1 protein-coding gene is annotated in these 1,087 nt (G+C 59.2%); it reads right to left on the bottom strand.

From position 1 onward, the window contains the following. A partial coding sequence (locus A6U87_RS28070; RefSeq protein WP_065694616.1) for a cytochrome b N-terminal domain-containing protein occupies window positions 1-1,087 on the bottom strand: 1,087 nt, incomplete at both ends.

The raw sequence follows: 1,087 nt of genomic DNA on the forward strand, positions 1-1,087 counted from the left end.
AGGCCTTCCGCCGGCTGCGAACCGAGCCAGCCGAGGATGATCGCGTTGATCACGAACAGCCAGTAAGCCATCTTGTACCACGGACGATAAACCGCCGAACGAACCTTCGAGGTGTCGAGCCACGGCAGGAAGAACAGCACGATGATCGCACCGAACATCACGAGAACGCCTGCAAGCTTCGAGTCGATCGGGCCGACGTTGAAGGTGATCGAGCGCAGCATCGCGTAGAACGGCAGGAAGTACCATTCCGGAACGATGTGAGCCGGCGTCTTCAACGGGTCAGCCGGGATGTAGTTGTCGGCGTGACCGAGGAAGTTCGGCAGGTAGAAGACGAAGTAGGCATAGACGAGCAGGAAGATCGAAACGCCGAGCGCATCCTTGAGCGTTGCGTAAGGCGTGAAACGAACCGTGTCCGTCTTCGTCTTGACTTCGACGCCCGTCGGGTTCGTCTGGCCGGTAACGTGCAGCGCCCAGATGTGCAGGACGACGACGCCGGCAATGACGAACGGCAGCAGGTAGTGCAGCGAGAAGAAGCGGTTCAGCGTCGGATTGTCGACGGCAAAGCCGCCGAGCAGAAACTGCTGCACCCATTCACCGACCAGCGGGAATGCCGAGAAGAAGCCGGTGATAACCGTTGCACCCCAGAAGGACATCTGACCCCAGGGCAGAACGTAGCCCATGAAGCCGGTCGCCATCATCAGGAGATAGATGAGAACGCCGAGGATCCAGAGGATTTCGCGCGGTGCCTTGTACGAGCCGTAGTAAAGGCCGCGGGCAATGTGGAGATAGACGGCAACGAAGAAGAAGGACGCGCCGTTGGCATGCATGTAGCGCAGCAGCCAACCGTGGTTGACGTCGCGCATGATCTTTTCGACCGAGTTGAATGCAACCGTCGTTTCGGCTGCATAGTGCATCGCGAGCACGACGCCGGTCAGGATCTGAACGATCAGCATGACCGACAGCATGGCGCCGAAGGTGTAGGCATAGTTCAGGTTACGCGGAACCGGGTAGGCGACGAAGCTGTCATAGACGAGACGAGGCAGCGGCAGGCGTGCATCGATCCACTTCTCAAGGCCGGTTGATGGCT

This window comes from Rhizobium sp. AC44/96 (assembly GCF_001692185.1).
Lineage (GTDB): Bacteria > Pseudomonadota > Alphaproteobacteria > Rhizobiales > Rhizobiaceae > Rhizobium.